Source organism: Micromonospora sp. WMMD975, from assembly GCF_029581215.1.
Classification (GTDB): domain Bacteria; phylum Actinomycetota; class Actinomycetes; order Mycobacteriales; family Micromonosporaceae; genus Micromonospora.
In genome coordinates this window covers 6,056,417-6,073,344 of record NZ_CP120739.1, presented here as the reverse complement: position 1 = coordinate 6,073,344, position 16,928 = coordinate 6,056,417, and the positions used below count along the sequence as shown (strand labels likewise).

Sequence of the window (16,928 nt, the reverse complement as noted above, 5' to 3'; positions counted from 1 at the left end):
GGCACGCTGTCATCCGTGGCGGAGGCGAAGACTGCTCGGGTGGACCTGTTCGTCAGCTACGCGGGCCCGGACCGGCCGTGGGCGGAGTGGGCGGCGCGGCAGTTGGAGACCGCCGGCTACACGGTCGAACTGGACGTGTGGGACTGGGCGACCGGCGCCAACTTCGTCCTGTGCATCAACGACGCGCTGGCCCGGGCCGACCGGGTGCTGGCTCTGTTCTCCGTGGCCTACTTCGAGCGGGAGCGGTTCACGATCGACGAGTGGACGGCGGTGCTGGCCGAGCGTCCGGACGAGACCGAGCGACGCCGGCTGATCCCGGTGCGGGTGCAGGAGGTCAAGCCCCCGCCGATCCTCCGGTCACTGATCTACCGAGACCTGTTCGATTTGGCCGAACCGCAGGCCCGCGCCGCACTGTTGGCCGCCGTCGGCGGTCCGGTGCGGCCGGCGACGGCGCCGTTTCCCGGCGATGCGGTGACGGCGAGCACGGCCCGCGTGCCGGGCAGCTACCCGGCGGTGTGGAACGCTCCCCGCCGCAACCAGGCGTTCACCGGACGGCAGGGGTTGCTGGCCGCGTTGCGGGCCGGGCTGACCGGTGGGGACCGGGCGGTGGTGCAGGCGCTGGCCGGTCTCGGCGGGGTGGGCAAGACGCAGTTGGCCATCGAGTACGCCCATCTCTTCGTCGGCGACTACGACCTGGTCTGGTGGATCGACGCCGAGCGGCCGGAACTGATCGGTGAACAGGTCGCCGCCCTGGCCGTGGCCGCCGGCTGGGTGGATCAGGGCGTCACCATCGCGGTGGCCCAGGACATCGCGTGGCGGCGGCTCCGGGCCGTCCACGGCTGGTTACTGATCTTCGACAACGCGACGGACGGCACCGACCTGGCACGCTGGCTGCCGCCGGAGACCGGGCATGTGATCGTGACCTCCCGCAGCAGCGCGTTCGCCGGGGTGGCCACGCCGGTGGAGGTCGACGTGTTCTCCCGGGCTGAATCGGTCGACATGTTGCGCCAGCACCTGCCCACCGTCGCCGACGCCGACGCCGACCGGCTCGCCGCGCAACTCGGCGACCTGCCGCTGGCGCTCGCGCAGGCCACCGGCCTGATGGCGGAGACCCGCATCGGCGTGGCCGACTATCTGACGGAACTGACCGAGCACACCGCCCAACTCCTGCGGATGGGCGCCGTGGTCGGCTATCCGGCGCCGCTGGCCGCCGCGATCGAGGTGTCACTGACCCAGTTGACCGGCGAGGAGGACAGCGCGGGCGTGCAGTTCCTCCAGTTGTGTGCTCAGCTCGCGCCTGAGCCGATCCCGCTGCGCTGGTTCGCCGACGCTCTGGAGGGCATCCTGCCCGAGCCGCTGGCCACGGTGGCCGGTGCCCGATTGGCGTTCCGCAACACGTTGGCCCGGCTGGCGCGGCTCGGCCTGGTCCGCCTGGACGAGCACACGGTCCAGTTGCACCGGCTCACCCAGGCCGTGCTGCGGGATCTGGCCACCCCGGCCGAACGGCAGGACCACCGGCAGCGGGCCGAGCAGATCGTCGCCGCCGGCGAACCCGACAACGACGGCACCGACCCACTCTCCTGGCCGGCCTGGGCGGAGCTGCTGCCGCACCTGCTCACGCTCGACGCCGCAACCGCCGGCACGGATCTCCGGGACACCGCCTGCAACGCGGCGTGGTACCTCCTCATGCGCGCCGACTACCGCACCGTGCTACCGCTCGCGGAGCGCTGGCACCGACAGTGGCGGTCGCGCCTGCATCCCGACGATGGACACGTCCTGTGGATGGCCAGCCAGGTCGCCACGGCCTACTGGCTCACGGGCCGATACGAGCAGGCCCGCCAACTCCACGAGGACACCCTCCACCGCTATCGCCGAACCTTCGGCGACGACCACCCCAACACCCTGACCAGCGCCAACAACCTGGCCGGATGCCTCATAGACCTGGGTGAGCACGAGCAGGGCCGCCAACTCCACGAGGACACCCTCCACCGCCGCCGCCAGATTCTCGGCGACGACCACCCCAATACCCTGACCAGCGCCAACAACTTCGCCGACAGCCTGGCCCGCCTGGGTGAGCACGAGCGGGCCCGCCAACTCCACGAGGACACCCTCCACCGCTATCGCCGAACCCTCGGCGACGACCACCCCAACACCCTGACCAGCACCAACAACCTCGCCGCCAGTCTGTCTGACCTGGGCGAACACGAGCAGGCCCGCCAACTCCACGAGGACACCCTCCACCGCCGCCGCCGAACCCTCGGCGACGACCACCCCGACACCCTGACCAGCACCAACAACCTCGCCAACAGCCTGGCCCGCCTGGGCGAACACGAGCAGGCACGCCAACTACGGGAATACCTCGTCGACCGCCGGCGAGCCCGCGCCGACAACCACCCCGACACCGCCGAATGACCGCCAGCCATCCCGGCGCTTGTGCTTTAGCGGCGGGTTAAGGATCGCCGCCCGGAGTCGTCCCCGGGCCGGTCGTCCTCCTAGCATCGGGCGGTGCGCCTGAAATCCGCCCTCCCCCTGCTCGCCCTCGCCCTGGCCACCGCCGCCCTGCCGGCGTGCGGCGGCGACCCGCCCGGACCCCCCGCGCCGGTCGCCGCCACCGACACCCCGGCCGGCACGCCGTCCACCCCGGATGCTGACGACCCGGCCGTCTCACCGAGCGCCCGCGCCGGGCTCGGCAGCGCCAAGCCGAGCCCCAGCTCCGCCCCGGCCGCGCTGCGCGCCGGCAACCCGGATGGGAAGGCCGCCGTGCCGGCCGAGGCGCGGGCGGTGGACACGTCGCGCCCGACCCGTACCGTCGGCAGCGGCACGCCGGCGAGCTGCACCTCGGCGGCGGTGGTGAAGGCGGTGGCGGCGGGCGGCATCATCACGTTCGACTGCGGCCCGGCGCCGGTGACCATCACCATGAAGGCGACCGCGAAGGTGGTGAACGCGCACGGCCCGCGCATCGTGCTCGACGGCGGCGGCAAGGTCACGCTGAGCGGCGGCGGCAGCCGGCGGATCCTCTACCTGAACACCTGCGACCAGGCCCAGGGCTGGACCACCTCACACTGCCAGAACCAGGAGTTCCCGCAGCTCACCGTGCAGAACCTGACGTTCACCGGCGGCAACTCGACGGGCGAGAAGGCCGAGGGCGGCGGGGGCGGCGCGATCTTCGTCCGCGGTGGGCGGGTGAAGGTGGTCAACTCGCGGTTCGTCGACAACCGCTGCGACCGCACCGGCCCGGACCTGGGGGGCGCGGCGCTGCGGGTGCTCAGCCAGTTCGAGAACAAGCCGGTGTACGTGGTGGGCAGCACCTTCACCGGCGGGGTGTGCGCCAACGGGGCGGCGCTGAGCAGCATCGGCGTCTCCTGGACGGTGTTGAACAGCGTCTTCCGCGACAACCGGGCGGTCGGCACCGGCGCGAACCCGGCCCGGGGCGGCACACCCGGCGGTGGCAGCGGGGGTGCGATCTACTGCGACGGCAACGAGTTCACGGTGAAGCTCGCCGGCACCGTCGTCGAGAACAACAGCGCCAACGAGGGCGGCGGCGCCATCTTCTTCGTCAGCAACAATCGCACCGGCACCATGACGATCTCCAGTTCGACCCTGCGGCGGAACCCGAGTAAGGGCTTCGAGACGAAGGGGTTCCCGGGGATCTTCTTTCTGGGCGCGCGCCCTCCGTCGGTCAGCTCCTCCCACCTCTCGTGAGACCGAAGGCGGGGGCCCTTCTTAACGCCTCCGGTAGAGAAGGGGCCCCTTCTCACACCCTCGTCAGGGGGTGTGGATCAGTAGGGGTTGGGGTGACCGGGGAGGCGGCCCCTGGGGAGGGCTGCGGGGCGGCCGGGAAGGGTGGGATCGGTGGACAGGGGCGGGGACTTCGTGCCCGCTCTGGTGGACATGCCGGCGATGAGCTCCTTCAGGGCGGTCGCCGTGTCGACCCGGGGGGTCCAGCCCAGATCCGTCTCGGCCCGGGCGCTGGACATCAGGGGGACGTTCAACGCCAGGTCGACCCAGCCGACGTCCACCGGTTGCAGACGGGCCCGCCAGGTCACCGCCGCCGCGGCGCGCAGCACCGGCACCGCCACCGGCACGGTCCAGCCGTGGAAGTGACGCGCCACCAAGTGCGGCGTGAGCACCGGGTCGGTCGCCACGTTGAACGCGCCGCGCGCGTCCCCCACGACCGCCCGGGCGTACGCGTCGGCCACGTCGTCGGCGTGTACCGCCTGCATCCGCAGCCGCCGGTGCGACGGCACCAGCGGGATCCGGCCGTAGCGCAGCAGCCGCACCGGCGCCAGCGGGCCGAGGAAGTAGCGGCTGATCTCCGTACCGGCCTCGCGCTGGAAGATCAGCCCCGGCCGCAGCCGGACCACCCGCAGCTCCGGGTGCTCCCGCTGCACGCCGTCCAGCAACGCCTCCACCTCCGCCTTGTCCCGGCTGTACGAAGAGGTCGGCACCCCGGTCGCCGGCCAGTCCTCGCTGACCGGGTGGTCCTTCGGGCCGGGCGCGTAGGTGCCGACGGACGAGGCGTACACCAGGGCGGGAACGCCGGCCCGGACGGTGGCCTCGATGACCGCGCGGCTGCCGCCGACGTTGGTCCGGTAGAGCGTGCGCCGGTCGTGGCTGGGCTGGATCTGCCAGGCCAGGTGCACCACCGCCCGCGCCCCGGCGAAGATCCGCACCAGCTCGTCGGCCGCGCCGGGCGCGCCGATGTCGCACGAGTGCCACCGCACGTCGTCGTACGGCTCACCGGCGCCCCGCCCGGGCAGCCGGCGGGCCACCCCGACCAGCTCCGCCCCCGGCTCCTGCCGCAACCGGCGAAGTACGGCGGTCCCCACGTTGCCGGTGGCCCCCACGATCACTATGCGCATACTCGGTGCGGTACCCGCTGAACCGGACGACAACCGCCCGGGGACGGGCGGCCCTCAGGTGGCGGACGACACCGGTCCGGCGCGCGCCCAGAATCCGAGGGCCCAAAATTCATCACTTGAATCCGGTTACGTCGATGCGAATTGTTGCTTCCATCCGTGCGGTAACTTCCCACAATTATATTCTTGAAATGTAAGACAGTTGAGGCATTCGCACCGATTGATGCGAGAAGGGCTACCGCAGCGTATTGTAGGCTACTGATCACGGAGAGCAAGCGGGGGAGATGGTGGATGACTCTACGACTACTCGGTCCGATAGAGATGATCGATGGTGAACGATCGGTGAACCTGGGCGGAACACGTCAGCGGATCGTCCTGGCGATGTTGGGTCTCAACAACAGTCGCGTGGTTCCCGTGGATCAGCTCATCGACGCGGTGTGGGGTGAGGACCCGCCCAGCACCGCCCGGGGCCAGATCCAGATCTGCATCTCCGCCCTCCGCCGCCTCTTCGACGCCATCTCGCGGCCCGGTGCGATCAGCACCCGCCCGCCCGGCTACCTGCTCCAGCTCGACAATGCGGACGTGGACGTGTTCCGGTTCACCGCGCTGGTTCGCGACGCGCGGCGACAGGCGGACGCGGGTGCCAAGGCCGAAGCCTCCGCCACGCTGCGTACCGCGCTCGCGCTCTGGCGTGGCGACGCCCTCGCCGACATACCGAGCGCGACGGTCCAACGGGCCGCCACCGTGCTGGCCGACCAGCGGATCGCGGCGATCGAGGAGCGCATTCAACTCGATCTCGAGCTCGGCGGGCACCAGAAGGTCGTCAACGAGTTGCAGAGCCTGGTCGGGGAGCACCCGCACCGTGAGCGCCTGCACTGCGCGCTCATGCTCGCGCTCTACCGCAACGGGCGACAGGTCGACGCGCTCAAGGCAGCCCGAGCGGCGAGGCAGGTGCTCAGCGACGAACTCGGCCTTGACCCCAGCGAGGAGTTCCAACGCCTGGAACGGGCCATCCTGCAACGCGACCAACTGCTCGGCCCCGCCGACGAGCGATCGGTGGCACCGGTGGCGCCGGCGCAGTCGAAGCCGGCCTCCGCGGCACCGCGAACCGCGATGACGGTGCTGCCCCGACAACTGCCCGCCAGCATCAGCGACTTCGTCGGTCGGGACGCGGAACTCGATCGGATCCGCGGTCTGTTGAGCCGCGAGCCGGACGGCGTCCGCGACTCACAAGGCATGCCCATCGTGGTGATCTCCGGAAAGGACGGCGTGGGCAAGTCCAGCCTCGCCATCCGCAGCGCCCACGAGCTCAGCGACCACTATCCCGACGGCCAACTCTATGCCGACCTGCGGTCCCGGGACCGGCAGGACCGCACGGCCGAACTGCTGGCCCGGTTCCTGCGCGCGCTCGGCGCCACCGGCTCGGCGATCCCGGAGGATGTCGAGGAACGGGGTGAGCTCTACCGGAGCATGCTCTCCGGCAAGCGGCTGCTACTGGTCCTCGACGGCCTGCCGTCGGATCTTCAGGTGCTCCCGCTCCTGCCGGGAAGTTCGTCCTGCGCCGTGTTGATCACCAGTCGGGTACGCCTCACCGGCCTGCCCGGCGCCCGGCAGGTCGACCTCGACGTGTTCGATTTCGCCGAGTCGGTCGAGATGTTGACCGCGATGATCGGGCCGAAGAGGATCGCCGCCGAGCGGAGGCACGCCTCGGAGCTGACCGCGCTCTGCGGTGGCCTGCCGCTCGCCCTACGGATCGCCGGCGCGCGGCTGGCCTCACGCCCGCACTGGCGTCTGGGTGGGCTGGTCCTCCGGCTGCAGGACGAGGCGAACCGACTGGACGAGTTCACCCACCACGGACTCGAGCTGCGCTCCAACATCGAGCTGGCCTACCGGGCGCTCGACGCCGCGAGCCAGCGACTGTTCCGGCTCTGCGCGGTGATGCAGGCCCCCGACTTCCCGAGCTGGACGGCGGCAGCGCTGCTGGACACCAGCCCCTTCAAGGCCGAGGACATCCTGGAAAGCCTGGTGGACGCCCAACTCGTCGACATCGTCCAATACCCCGACGCGGCGCCCCGCTATCGGCTGCACGACCTGATCCGGGTCTTCGCGGCCGAGAAGTTGACCGGTACGGAGACCGGAACGGAGCGTACGGCGGCGCTGGCCCGGGTGTTGGGCGGCTGGTTGGCCCTCGCCGAGCAGGCACACCGCAGCGACTACGGGGGCAACTACACGACCCTGCACGGCACGGCGGACCGATGGAGTCTCGACCCCGCCCAGGCCGCCACGCACATCGGTGACCCGGCCGACTGGTGGGAGACGGAGCGGCGGGCACTTGTCGCCGCCGTCCAGCAGTCCGCCGAAGCCGGTCTGGACGAACTCTGCTGGGATCTGGCGTTGGGCGCGGTCAGCCTGTTCGAGTCCAAGGGTTACTTCGACGACTGGCGGGAGTGCGCCACCACGGCCTACGCGTGCGCCGAACTGGCCGGCAACCGCATCGGCATGGCGGCCATGCGCTACTCGCTCGGCACGCTGCACATGTTCCAGGCCCGTCTCGCCGAGGCGGACGCATGTTTCACCACCGCGCTGGAGATCTTCACGGAGGAGGGGATGGAGCACGGCGCCGGCCTGGTGCTGCGCAACGCCGCGTACGTGGACGGCCTGCGCGGTGACACCGCGGCGATGCTCGACAAGTACGCCCGCTCGTTGGAGATCATGCGCCGGGTCGGCGACCGCGTGGGCGAGGCGCACATCATGCGCAGCCTGGCGCGCCACCGGATCGATGCCGGCGACCACGAGGGGGCGCTCGACCTGCTCGGCCAGGCTCTGGACATCTGCCGGGAGACCGGCTGCCTGCGGGTGGAGGCACAGGTGCTGTACCGGTTCGCCGAGGTGTACCTCGCCACCGACCAGATCGCCCTGTCGCGGCGGGCCCTGTACCAGGCCCTCCGCATCGTCCGGGACCTCGGCGACCGGATCGGCGAAACCCATGCCCTCTACGGCCTGGGCATGCTCCGGTACCAGGAGGGGCGACCGGACAACGCCGCGAAGATCCTGGCCCACACCCTGAACCGGTCCCGGCGTCTCGGGGAGCGACTGGTCGAGGCGAAGTCGCAGTACTTCCTCGGGAAGATCGCCCTCGCCACCGGTCGTGCCCCGGTCGGCGTGGAGCATCTCCGCACCGCGTGCGACCTGTTCCAGCAGCTCGGCTCGACCATGTGGTACGACCGGGCCGCCTCGTTGCTGGCCCAGGCGGAGGAGTCGGCCGCCCGCGGGGCACGCCCGATGGTCCCGGCGGGGACCTGAGTTCGGGCCGGCCCTGCCGCCGGCCCCGCACCACCGGAACGCCACCGGTCCCGGCGGCACCCTGGAAGGGGTGCCGCCGGGACCGGTGGCGTCAGGCGTGGTTCACCAGTGCGTGTCGTTCACGCAGACGCCGAGCTCGGGGCTCCAGTGCGTGTCCATGGGGCAGTCCCCCCCGGCGGTCGGCACTCCGGACATCGGCACGTCTGCGCTCACCGTTGCGACGCCGAGGGTCACCGCGAGAGCGGCGACGGCGAGAACGGACCTGACGGCGGTGGGAACGAACGTGCGGGTGATGAGCATCTCGGTTTCCTCCCGGTGCGGCGCTGGACTGCGTTCTGCTCACACCAGACCGGCCGGCGCTATCGCCTCGGCCTCCGATCGCTGTTCGTCATCGGGCGTCGACCGATAGTCGTTGGAAAGCCGCCCGATAGGACCGGCTCCCACGGTGGGACTCGCAAACGAGACGACCACCGGAGGGACATCCGATGGAGAGCCTGATTCCCGGCCCGTGCGCCGGCCGCATACGAGGCGCCGATGTGCGGGACCCGGTCGATGTGCTGACCGAGCAGCTGATGACCACAGGGTCCCTCCTCCCGGCCGACCACCGGGACGCAGCCGTATGCCGGCCCTCGCCCGCGGACTGGTCGGCGCTGCTGGCCGCCCTGGCCGCCCGGTACCTGCTGGACTCCGAGGTGATCACGGCGGCGGTCATCGGACCGAGGCTCACCGTCCAGACACACACCCTGGTCCTCGCCCGGCACGTCCCTCCCATCAGTCATGTCGCGGTGTGCCTGACCGACGCGCCGCCGCCGGCGGCGGCGGTCACCGACGCCGATCCCACCCACGGTGCGGTCCCGTTCCGGTCGCTCATCGACCCATGGGTGCTCGACGAACTGGAGTTGGCCGGCATCGTGGTGGTCCGGGCCGCCACGCCCGGGCGGTCCGCGTTCGGGGCGAACCTCGTGGTCGTCACCGGCCCCGCCGATGACGGCGCGCTTCCCCTGGGCGACGGAGAGGTGCGCCTGGCCCGGGGCGCGTTGCTTGTCAACGCATCGGGCCGGGACCTGCCGCCGCACCTGGCCGGGCAGGTCGGGCCGGTCTTCGTCGACGACATGTCCCTGCTGGCGCGGGCCGCCGAGCACGGTCTCACCCGGCCGGCGCGACCACGCGGCGGTCACCGGCCCAGCTACCGGCTGGTGGGAGACCTGCGTGAGGTGGTCCTCGCCGAACACGTCGGGCGCACCGACCCGGAGCAGGTCCTGCTCGTCGAGCTGTTGAGCAACGCCGTGCCGGGACTCTGCTGACCCCCGTACACCTTGCCGCTCCTCAACTGCCGGGGCGGCCAGGACCGGTCACTGCCGCGGTGACCACCCACGACCCACCTCGCCGTCCCGGCTCCCGCCGGCGGCACCGACGAAAGGAACGCCATGTCCTACGAGGCCGAGATCCGGGACTTCATCGTCACCGGTTTCGCCCCTGACATCCCCGCGGGGCTGCTCGGGGACGACGTGGATCTGCTGGACACCGGGATCGTCAACAGCCTGGGGCTGCTGCGCCTCATCGCCTGGGTCGGGGACCGATACGGCATCCCCGTCGAGGAGTTGGACATCTCGCCCACCCAGTTCAGTTCGGTCGCCTCCATCGCCGCCTTCGTCCAGAACGCGCACAGCCCGGTCTGAAAGCCCGCCGGCGCCTGCCGCCGCGGGTGCCGTCGCGCCGCAGAGAGCAACGAATCCAGGAAGGGAACCGAAATGATCGTCAAGACCAGGTCCGCCGTTCCGGCCGTCGACTGGGGTAACGGCACGAGCTTCCGGTTGCTCGTGGCCAGGGACAACATGGGCTTCGCCCTCGCCCACACGGTGGTCACGGCCGGCTCGAAGTCGCCGTTGCAGTACCGCAACCACCTTGAGGCCTGCTACTGCATCTCCGGTCGCGGTCAGGTGATTTCCGACGGTGTCACCTACGACATCGAGCCCGGCGTCATCTACGCCCTCGACCAGCACGACGAGCACTTCCTCATCGCTGATCCCGAGCAGGACATGGAGTTGATCAGCGTGTTCAACCCGCCGCTGCGCGGTGACGAACGGCACAACCTCGATGCGGACGGCTTCTCCGAGTACTAGCCGGCGCGCCTCCGGGACCGGTCGGTCCCGGAGGCGCGGCCATCCGTCCGCCCCCCGTAGCAGCACGAGTCACAGAGGAGCAACAGATGGACGAGAACTTCTCGCTCTCGGCGGAGACCGCCGACGCGCTGGCCTCCGGCCGGCCCGTGGTCGCCCTCGAGTCGTCCGGCGTCGTCCACGGCTTGAGCTGGCCGCTCAACCTGGAAACCGCGCTCGACATGGAAAAGGCGATCCGGGCGGCCGGCGCCGTCCCGGCCCGGACCGGCATCGTCGACGGCCGCTTCGTGATCGGGATGTCCGAGGAGCAGGTCGAGATCTTCGCCAGCACTCCCCAGATACCCAAGGTCGGCACCCGTGACATCGGGCCGGTCCTCGCCGGCGGCGGACATGGCGGGACCACCGTCTCGGCCGCCCTGGTCGCCGCCGCGCACGTCGGCATCGAGGTCTTCGCGGTGGCCGGTATCGGCGGCGTGCACTTCGGCGCCGAGCGGAGCTTCGACATCTCCGCCGACCTGGTCGAGTTCACGCGACGCCGGATCACCGTGGTCTGCGCCGGGGCGAAGTCCCTGCTGAATCCGGCGCTGACGATGGAATACCTGGAGACGCTCGGGGTGCCGGTCGTCGGCTATCGCTGCGACGACTTTCCGGCCTACTACAGCATCTCCAGCGGAGTTCGTAACCCCCGCCGGATCGACGACCTCGACGAACTGGCCAGGGCGGTCCGGCTGCACTGGGCGGTCGGCAACGACAGCTCCTTCCTGGTGACCCACCCGATCGACGACCTGGATGCCCTTCCGTCGGACGAGATCTACGTGCTGGTCCGGCAGGCGCAGGCGGAGGCGGAGGCGGCCGGGGTGCAGGGCCCGGCGATGACGCCGTACATCCTCTCCCGGGTCTCGGCGGCGACCAACGGCCGTACCGCCGCGGCGAACCGGTCGGTGCTGCTCTCCACAAGCGCTCTCGCCGCCGAGGTCGCCGTCGCGCTGCGGGAGCACCCGTGACCACCGCGATCCTCTTCGACGTCGACGGGACCCTGGTCGACACTCCGGCCGGCATGGCCGACGTGCTGCACGCGGTCGTCGCCGAGCACGGCCGGACCGCCACCGACGAGCAGGTACGCCGTACCATCGGCCGCCCGCTGGCCGCCTCCCTGGCGGGGCTGCTCGCCCGACCGGCCGACCACCCCGAGGTGGAACGGGCCGTGGACCGGGCGCGGGAACTGTTCACCGAGACGGTCGTCCCGAACGCGGCCAAGCTGGTGTTTCCCGGCGTGCCGGAGTTGCTGACCGCCCTGCGCGCCCGCGGCCATCCGTTGGCGGTGGTCACCAGCAAGGTGCGGCCCAGCGCGATCGAGCTGCTGACCGCCACCGGTCTGCTGGACGCCTTCGACTGCCTGTCCTGTCACGGGATGGCCGCACGTGGCAAGCCGCACGCCGACCTCGCGTTGCTGGCGGCGGACACGCTCGGCGTACCGCCCGCCCGGTGCGTCGTCGTCGGTGACGCGGTGGACGACGTCCGGATGGCCAACGCGGCCGGCATGGTCCCGTTCGGGGTGACCACCGGTGTGGCCAACCGGGTCGAACTCCTTCTCGCCGGCGCCCGCGCCGTCTTCACCAGCCCGGCCACGCTCGGCCCGGCGCTGCTGCTCACCTCCGACACCCGTTCCGTCCGACCGCTACCAGAGGTGATCTGACCATGCCCTCCGTCGCCCGCTACCGAGCCGCCACCGGCAGGCCGACATCCGCCGCCGGCACCCTCGCCATCCTGGCGATCGCCCAGTTCCTGATCGCCCTCGACTACTCCATCGTCTACATCGCCCTGCCCCGTATCGGCGCCGACTTCGACCTGAGCGAGAGCGCCATCCAGTGGGTGGTGAGCGGATACGCCGTCTTCTTCGCCGGTTTCCTGATCGTCGGTGGCCGAGCCAGCGACCGGTTCGGTTCCCGGAATCTCTTCATCGCCGCGATGGCGGTCTTCGGGCTGGCCGCGCTCGCCGGCGGTCTCGCCACCGCGCCGGCGCTGCTGCTGGTGGCCCGAGCGGTCCAGGGCGTGGCCGCGGCGGCGCTCCAACCGGCCGTCATCGCGCTGATCAACACCTCGTTCGCCGCCGGTCCGGCCCGTAACCGGGCGCTCGGGGTCTGGGGCACGGTCGGCGCGTCCGGCCTCGCCGCCGGTGTGGTGATCGGGGGGCTGCTGAGCACCGTCTCCTGGCGCTGGGTCTTCCTGATCAACCTGCCGCTGGCCCTGATCTGTGCGCTCGCCGCGCCCCGGCTGCTGCCTCGACTGCGCCCTACGGTCGGACACAACCAGTTGAACGTGCCGAGCGCGATCCTCTGCACCGGCACGGTGCTCTCCACCGCCCTGGCCCTGACCCGGGCCTCCAGCGACGGTTGGACGTCCGGCGGCACGGTCGCCATGTTCGTGCTCGCCGCCGTGTTCCTGGGCGGGTTCGTCATCTGGGAACGGACCAGCACCCAACCGCTTGTGGACCCGCTGTTGCGGCGGACCCGTTCGCTCCTGGTGGGTTGCGGGTCGACCGCCCTCTACATGGCCAGCGTCGGAAACCAGTTCTTCGTGCTCACCCTGCTCCTCCAGCAGTTGCGCGGGTACGGTCCGATCGCGGCCGGCATGGCGTTCCTGCCGATGGCGGTGGCGATCGCCGTGGCCAACTCCGTCGCCGCCCGGATCGTCTCCGTGCTCGGCGTCCGGATGGCCCTGACCCTGGCGTTCGTCGGCAACGCCGCCGGCCTGCTGCTGCTGGCGACCCAGGTGCACGGCGAGAACTACCTGTTGCACCTGCTCCCCGGTCTGCTGATCACCGGCTTCGCGCACGGCGTCACGTACGTGTCGATGTTCATCGCCGGGACCGCCGACGTGGCCGACCGCAATCAGGGTGTCGGAAGCGCACTGATGACCACCTCCCAGTACATGGCCGGCGCTCTCGGGATCGCGGTGCTGGTCCTGGTGCTCGGCCCCGACCCGGACGCGCAGAGTTTCGGCGCCGCGTTCCTCACCACCGCCCTGGCGGCGGGCGCGGGCGCGGTCCTGGCCTTCTTCGGACTGCCCGCCAGGAGCGCCGGCGGCGCCGCCCGGACCTCGGACGACCGCGTGGCCACGGACATCGGGCCCGACACCGGGGCGGGTGACCAGCCGATCCACCGGCTGGTCCCGGAGTTCGGGGAGAGTCGGCGATGAGGGCCGCGGCATGGGCCGCCCAGCTCGGTGTGCTGGTGGTGCACAACGACCCGGTGGTCGAGGCGGAGCTGTGGGGTCGGGCACCGGCCGGGGTGACCGTGCACGCCGCGCGTTTCGAGAGCCCGACGAGCACCGGCGCGGAGTACACCGCGGAGAGCTGGCAGCGTCTCATCGCCCAGCCGGACATCCGGCGGGGGCTGGTCCAGCTCGGCCAGATGGACCTGACCGCGATCTGCCTCTGCTTCGCGTCGGCGAGCTTCTTCGGCGGCTTGGAGTTCGACGCCGGCTTCTCCGCCGCCGCCACCGACCTGGCGGCCGGGACCCCGGTCTACACCGCCGGGGAGGCGATCCGGGCCGGACTTGTCGAGCTGGGCGTACGCCGGCCGCTGGTGTTGGTGCCGCCGTGGTTCACCGACCCGACCTTCGCCGCGGCGCGGCGATATCTCAGCGCGGCGGGCTTCGAGGTGGCCGGGCTGCTGCACTACCGCCTCGACACCGGTTGGAACGCGGTGGAACGACACCGCATCTTCGACCGGGGTGGCCGCTGGGCGGTCGACCCGGACGAGGTCTGCCGGCAGGTGGCCGCCCGTTTCCCGGCCGACGCGGACAGCGTGCTGATTCCCGGTAGCGGATTCCGCTCGTGGGACGCGGTGGCCCGACTGGAGGCCGGCCTGGGCGTCCCGGTGGTCACCTCCAACCAGGCGTGCCTGCATCGACTGCTCACCGTCGCCGGTCTGGACCGGCCCGTGCCCGGCGGCGGCCGACTGGTCGACGCCGGCACCTGATCCCACCCGTTCGGCTGCCGTCCCGCGGCGCCGACGCGACGACGAACGACAGGAGAGATCGTGCCCACCACATCGTTCTGCACCGCCTTCTACCGACAGGTCCACGACCGGCCCGACGCACCGGCCGTGTCCTGGGCCGGAGACCAGATCAGCTATCGCCGGCTGGCGGAGCTGGTCCGCGACACCCGCGTCGCGCTCGACCAACTGGGTTTGGACGCCGAGGTGCCGCTGTGCGTCCCGGCGGTCAAGTCGCCGGAGACCGTCGCGCTGCTGATCGCCGCGTTCGAGCTGGACCGTCGGGTGCTGCTGCCCCCCGCCTCCCTGGGCCCGGAGTCGCTGGCCCGCGTCTGCGCCGCAGTCGGCTGCGCCGACATCCTCGGCGCCGACGCCGCCGGCCTGACGGTCCGGCCCAGCGGGGCGACCGGTCGGGCGCTGCCCGGGGCCGGGATGTTGCTCACCACCTCCGGCTCGACCGGCACGCCGAAGGTGGTCGAGCTCGCCCCGGACGGGGTGGACCCGTTTCTGACCTGGGCGGCCGGGACCTTCGACATCGGGCCCGACTCCCGGGTGCTCAACTACGCGCCGCTCAACTTCGACCTGTGCCTGCTCGACGTGTGGACCGCGTTGGCGACCGGCGCCTGCGTGGTGATGGTGGACCCGGAACGGGCCGTCGACGGTCCGTGGCTGGCGGAGTTCTGCCGGGAGCAGGGTCCCACGGTGGTGCAGGCCGTCCCGCTGTTCTTCCGGCTGGTCACCGACGCCGGTGGCCGGTTCCCGGGGGTACGGGACGTACTGCTCACCGGGGACGCCGCGCCGCCGCCCCTGCTCGACCGGATCGGGCGGGCCTTCCCCCACGCGCGGTTGTGGAACGTCTACGGCTGCACCGAGACCAACGACAGCTTCCTGCACCGGGTGGAGCCGGCCGAGGTGCGGGCGCTGGGCAGGACGCCGATCGGTCGCCCGATCGACGGGGTCGAGGTGTCCGTGGTGGACGCCGACGGCGCGGAGGTGACCGGTGCCGGCGTGGGTGAGCTGGTGGTCCGCACCCCGTTCCGAGCCCGGGGCTACCTGGACGCGGGGCCGAACGCCGCGCGCTGGCGGGACGGCTGGTTCCGCACCGGCGACCTCGTCCGGCGCGACGCCGCCGGGTTGTTCTTCCTCGCCGGCCGCAACGACGACCAGGTCAAGGTGCGCGGTGTCCGGACCAACCTGAAGGAGGTGGAGCAGGTGATGCTCACGCACCCGGAGGTGCTGGAGGCGGCGGTGCTCGCCGTGCCGGACGCGGAGGCGGGCAACGTCCTGCACGCGGTGGTCCGCCCCCGTGCGGCCTCGGACGTCAACGGGCTGCACCTGCGGTTGCACTGCGCGGCGGCGCTGCCCCGTACGGCCATCCCTGGCGTGTTCGTGCTCGTCGACGACGCGCTACCCCGGACATCGACCGGAAAGGTCGACCGCAACGTGCTGCGGGCGCGGCGCGAGCGGACGCCCTCCGGCGCCACCGAAGGGCGGTGACGAAATGATCAACTGGACCGATGAGCAGCGCGAGCTGCGCGGACTGGCCGAGGAGTTGGGCGCCGCCGCGGGCGACGGGCACCTGGGCCGGGACGCCGACCGGGAGTTCGGCTTCGCGGCCTGGAAGCTGATCCGGGAGACCGGCCTGCTCGGGCTGCCGTTCGACGAACGGTGGGGCGGGTTGGGCCAGGATCTGCTCACCACCATGTACGTCCTGGAGGGGCTGGGGTACGCCTGCCGCGACGGCGGGTTCAGCTTCTCCGTCTCCACCCACATCGTCAGCACCGGCGTGCCGCTGCAACGGTTCGGGTCCGCCGAGCTCAGGCAGCGCTACCTGCCACGGGTCAGTGACGGATCGATCATCGGGGCGCACGCGATCACCGAGCCGTCGGGTGGCTCCGACGTCATGGGAATGCGCACGACAGCGGTTCGCGACGGCGATCACTACGTGCTCAACGGCAGCAAGGCGTTCGTCACCAACGGGCCGATCGCCGACGTGATCGTCGTCTACGCCCTGACCGGTAAGCGAGGTAGCCCGGCCGCGCTCACCGCGTTCCTGGTGGACCGGGACACGCCGGGCCTGGTGGTCGGACCGCCGGTGGCGAAGATGGGCCTGACCACGTCTCCCTTCTCGGAGTTGTTCTTCGACGACTGCCGGGTCCCGGTGACGAACGTGATCGGTTCGCCCGGCGCCGGCTTCCTGGTCATGGATCACGTCATGAAGTGGGAGATCCTCTGCTCCTTCGTGATCAATCTGGGCGAGATGCAGCACCGGCTGGAGCGCTCGATCGAATACGCCCGGTCCCGGATGCAGTTCGGTCAGCCGATCGGCTCCTTCCAGTCGGTGTCGAACCGGATCGTCGACATGCACATCGCGGTGGAGAACGCCCGCAAGTGGCTCTACGACACCGGGCAACGCCACGTCGACGGCGAGAACGTCACAGTCGACATCGCGGCCAGCAAGCTGATCGCCAGCGAGAGCAACGTCGCCGTCGCACTCGCCGCCGTCCAGGTCTTCGGCGGCTACGGCTACACCAGTGAGTACGGCCTTGAGAAGGACCTGCGCAACGCCGTCGCCGGAACCATCTACTCCGGCACCTCCGACGTCCAGCGCCAGCGAATCGCCCGGATGCTCGGCCTCTGACCCCCCG

General features: G+C 71.3%; 14 protein-coding genes. 12 read left to right on the top strand and 2 right to left on the bottom strand.

Annotated elements, in window-relative coordinates; genetic code table 11:
- Nucleotides 1-15 precede the first annotated feature (15 nt).
- Entirely contained in the window at nucleotides 16-2,412 is a 2,397-nt protein-coding gene (gene fxsT / locus O7613_RS27215) for an FxSxx-COOH system tetratricopeptide repeat protein (protein ID WP_282290746.1), read from the top strand.
- Nucleotides 2,413-2,505: 93 nt separating this feature from the next.
- The gene (locus O7613_RS27210) at nucleotides 2,506-3,702 is read left to right on the top strand and encodes a hypothetical protein (protein WP_282290745.1); all 1,197 of its coding nucleotides are present in this window, start codon (nucleotides 2,506-2,508) and stop codon (nucleotides 3,700-3,702) included.
- 77 nt (nucleotides 3,703-3,779) lie between these two features.
- Here the strand turns inward: O7613_RS27210 and O7613_RS27205 are convergent, their stop codons facing one another.
- The gene (locus tag O7613_RS27205) at nucleotides 3,780-4,862 is read right to left on the bottom strand and encodes an NAD-dependent epimerase/dehydratase family protein (protein ID WP_282290744.1); all 1,083 of its coding nucleotides are present in this window, start codon (nucleotides 4,860-4,862) and stop codon (nucleotides 3,780-3,782) included.
- 288 nt (nucleotides 4,863-5,150) lie between these two features.
- Between O7613_RS27205 and O7613_RS27200 the strand changes: the two genes are divergently transcribed.
- Nucleotides 5,151-8,162 (top strand): BTAD domain-containing putative transcriptional regulator, encoded by a 3,012-nt coding sequence (locus tag O7613_RS27200; protein ID WP_348775388.1) that lies wholly within the window; start codon nucleotides 5,151-5,153, stop codon nucleotides 8,160-8,162.
- Nucleotides 8,163-8,264: 102 nt separating this feature from the next.
- Here the strand turns inward: O7613_RS27200 and O7613_RS27195 are convergent, their stop codons facing one another.
- Nucleotides 8,265-8,462, bottom strand: coding sequence for a hypothetical protein (locus tag O7613_RS27195; RefSeq protein ID WP_281585552.1), 198 nt, complete (start codon nucleotides 8,460-8,462; stop codon nucleotides 8,265-8,267).
- A 272-nt stretch (nucleotides 8,463-8,734) separates the two neighbouring features.
- On the opposite strand from O7613_RS27195, the gene O7613_RS27190 reads away from it, so the two are divergent.
- The 9 genes from O7613_RS27190 (at nucleotide 8,735) to O7613_RS27150 (ending at nucleotide 16,921) form a co-directional block, all read left to right on the top strand.
- On the top strand, nucleotides 8,735-9,466 hold the full coding sequence (locus O7613_RS27190) for a hypothetical protein (protein ID WP_281585553.1): 732 nt from the start codon (nucleotides 8,735-8,737) through the stop codon (nucleotides 9,464-9,466).
- 123 nt (nucleotides 9,467-9,589) lie between these two features.
- Nucleotides 9,590-9,841 (top strand): phosphopantetheine-binding protein, encoded by a 252-nt coding sequence (locus tag O7613_RS27185; protein ID WP_281585554.1) that lies wholly within the window; start codon nucleotides 9,590-9,592, stop codon nucleotides 9,839-9,841.
- 72 nt (nucleotides 9,842-9,913) lie between these two features.
- The gene (locus O7613_RS27180; RefSeq protein ID WP_281585555.1) at nucleotides 9,914-10,285 is read left to right on the top strand and encodes an ectoine synthase; all 372 of its coding nucleotides are present in this window, start codon (nucleotides 9,914-9,916) and stop codon (nucleotides 10,283-10,285) included.
- 86 nt (nucleotides 10,286-10,371) lie between these two features.
- Nucleotides 10,372-11,286, top strand: a complete 915-nt coding sequence (locus tag O7613_RS27175) for a pseudouridine-5'-phosphate glycosidase (protein ID WP_282290740.1) — start codon at nucleotides 10,372-10,374, stop codon at nucleotides 11,284-11,286.
- Nucleotides 11,283-11,978 (top strand): HAD family hydrolase, encoded by a 696-nt coding sequence (locus tag O7613_RS27170; RefSeq protein ID WP_282290738.1) that lies wholly within the window; start codon nucleotides 11,283-11,285, stop codon nucleotides 11,976-11,978. The genes O7613_RS27175 and O7613_RS27170 overlap by 4 nt, the downstream gene beginning before the upstream one ends.
- 2 nt (nucleotides 11,979-11,980) lie before the next feature.
- On the top strand, nucleotides 11,981-13,480 hold the full coding sequence (locus tag O7613_RS27165; RefSeq protein WP_282290737.1) for an MFS transporter: 1,500 nt from the start codon (nucleotides 11,981-11,983) through the stop codon (nucleotides 13,478-13,480).
- Nucleotides 13,477-14,265, top strand: a complete 789-nt coding sequence (locus O7613_RS27160; RefSeq protein ID WP_282290736.1) for a hypothetical protein — start codon at nucleotides 13,477-13,479, stop codon at nucleotides 14,263-14,265. Before O7613_RS27165 ends, O7613_RS27160 begins: the two co-directional genes overlap by 4 nt.
- Nucleotides 14,266-14,325: 60 nt before the next feature.
- Entirely contained in the window at nucleotides 14,326-15,777 is a 1,452-nt protein-coding gene (locus tag O7613_RS27155; RefSeq protein ID WP_282290735.1) for an AMP-binding protein, read from the top strand.
- Nucleotides 15,778-15,781: 4 nt separating this feature from the next.
- A complete protein-coding gene (locus tag O7613_RS27150; protein ID WP_282290733.1) occupies nucleotides 15,782-16,921 on the top strand; it encodes an acyl-CoA dehydrogenase family protein in 1,140 nt (379 codons plus the stop codon).
- Nucleotides 16,922-16,928 lie beyond the last annotated feature (7 nt).

What these genes read in the sequence shown, in the direction of transcription:
- O7613_RS27190 (WP_281585553.1), top strand. Translation starts at nt 8,735, where the DNA reads ATGACCACAGGGTCCCTCCTCCCGGCCGACCACCGGGACGCAGCCGTA.
- O7613_RS27150 (WP_282290733.1), top strand. Translation starts at nt 15,782, where the DNA reads ATGATCAACTGGACCGATGAGCAGCGCGAGCTGCGCGGACTGGCCGAG.
- O7613_RS27175 (WP_282290740.1), top strand. Translation starts at nt 10,372, where the DNA reads ATGGACGAGAACTTCTCGCTCTCGGCGGAGACCGCCGACGCGCTGGCC.
- O7613_RS27160 (WP_282290736.1), top strand. Translation starts at nt 13,477, where the DNA reads ATGAGGGCCGCGGCATGGGCCGCCCAGCTCGGTGTGCTGGTGGTGCAC.
- O7613_RS27180 (WP_281585555.1), top strand. Translation starts at nt 9,914, where the DNA reads ATGATCGTCAAGACCAGGTCCGCCGTTCCGGCCGTCGACTGGGGTAAC.
- O7613_RS27165 (WP_282290737.1), top strand. Translation starts at nt 11,981, where the DNA reads ATGCCCTCCGTCGCCCGCTACCGAGCCGCCACCGGCAGGCCGACATCC.
- O7613_RS27205 (WP_282290744.1), bottom strand. Translation starts at nt 4,862, where the DNA reads ATGCGCATAGTGATCGTGGGGGCCACCGGCAACGTGGGGACCGCCGTA.
- O7613_RS27200 (WP_348775388.1), top strand. Translation starts at nt 5,151, where the DNA reads ATGACTCTACGACTACTCGGTCCGATAGAGATGATCGATGGTGAACGA.
- O7613_RS27185 (WP_281585554.1), top strand. Translation starts at nt 9,590, where the DNA reads ATGTCCTACGAGGCCGAGATCCGGGACTTCATCGTCACCGGTTTCGCC.
- O7613_RS27195 (WP_281585552.1), bottom strand. Translation starts at nt 8,462, where the DNA reads ATGCTCATCACCCGCACGTTCGTTCCCACCGCCGTCAGGTCCGTTCTC.